At 56.9% G+C, this 1569-nt stretch carries 1 rRNA gene and 1 other annotated feature (1 of these 2 running past the window's edge); the gene reads right to left on the bottom strand.

The window, feature by feature from the left end:
• Positions 1-6: 6 nt before the first annotated feature.
• A 5S ribosomal RNA gene (rrf, locus tag QSK34_RS37585) occupies positions 7-123 on the bottom strand.
• A 53-nt stretch (positions 124-176) separates the two neighbouring features.
• Positions 177-1569 (bottom strand) — a sequence feature (mutual gap in cmsearch alignment for this rRNA model is longer than 100) (it continues 1740 nt past the right edge of the window).

Genomic DNA, 1569 nt, shown 5'->3' with positions numbered 1-1569 from the left:
AAGATTGTCCGGCGGTGTCCTACTCTCCCACACCGTCCCCGGTGCAGTACCATCGGCGCTGGAGGGCTTAACTTCCGGGTTCGGAATGTAACCGGGTGTTTCCCCTCCGCCATAACCGCCGTAACTCTAGCGAACCTGCTTGTGGTTCGAGAGTTGCATAGTCGACGCGAACATTTATGGTCAAGTCCTCGGCCTATTAGTACCGGTCAGCTCCACACATTACTGTGCTTCCACTCCCGGCCTATCAACCCGGTCGTCTACCGGGGGCCTTACCCCATCACTGGGTGGGAGACCTCATCTCAAGACGAGCTTCCCGCTTAGATGCTTTCAGCGGTTATCCCTTCCGAACGTAGCCAACCAGCCGTGCCCTTGGCAGAACAACTGGCACACCAGAGGTTCGTCCGTCCCGGTCCTCTCGTACTAGGGACAGCCTCTCTCAAGTCTCCTGCGCGCGCAGCGGATAGGGACCGAACTGTCTCGCGACGTTCTAAACCCAGCTCGCGTACCGCTTTAATGGGCGAACAGCCCAACCCTTGGGACCTACTCCAGCCCCAGGATGCGACGAGCCGACATCGAGGTGCCAAACCATCCCGTCGATATGGACTCTTGGGGAAGATCAGCCTGTTATCCCCGGGGTACCTTTTAGCCGTTGAGCGACACCACTTCCACACGTCGGTGCCGGATCACTAGTCCCAGCTTTCGCTCCTGCTCGACCCGTCGGTCTCACAGTCAAGCTCCCTTGTGCACTTACACTCGACACCTGATTGCCAACCAGGCTGAGGGAACCTTTGGGCGCCTCCGTTACTCTTTAGGAGGCAACCGCCCCAGTTAAACTACCCACCAGACACTGTCCCCCACCCGGATCCACGGGCGCGGGTTAGACATCCAAAACGATCAGAGTGGTATTTCACCAATGACTCCACCTGAACTAGCGTCCAAGCTTCCCAGTCTCCCACCTATCCTACACAAACCGTTCCAAACACCAATGTCAAGCTGTAGTGAAGGTCCCGGGGTCTTTCCGTCCTGCTGCGCGAAACGAGCATCTTTACTCGTAGTGCAATTTCACCGGGTCTGTGGTTGAGACAGCGGGGAAGTCGTTACGCCATTCGTGCAGGTCGGAACTTACCCGACAAGGAATTTCGCTACCTTAGGATGGTTATAGTTACCACCGCCGTTTACCGGCGCTTAAGTTCTCACCTTCGCCCATTACTGGGCTAAGCGGTCCCCTTAACGTTCCGGCACCGGGCAGGCGTCAGTCCGTATACATCGTCTTACGACTTAGCACGGACCTGTGTTTTTAGTAAACAGTCGCTTCCCCCTGGCCACTGCGACCCCCACCAGCTCACGGAGCAAGTCCGATCACCAGCAGAGGCCCCCCTTCTCCCGAAGTTACGGGGGCAATTTGCCGAGTTCCTTAACCACAGTTCACCCGAACGCCTTAGTATTCTCTACCTGACCACCTGAGTCGGTTTAGGGTACGGGCCGCCATGACACTCACTAGAGGCTTTTCTCGGCAGCATAGGATCACCCACTTCGCCACAATCGGCTCGGCATCACACCTCAGACTTA

This window comes from Herbidospora sp. NBRC 101105 (assembly GCF_030269205.1).
Lineage (GTDB): Bacteria > Actinomycetota > Actinomycetes > Streptosporangiales > Streptosporangiaceae > Herbidospora > Herbidospora solisilvae.
This window is presented reverse-complemented; position numbering and strand designations above follow the sequence as displayed.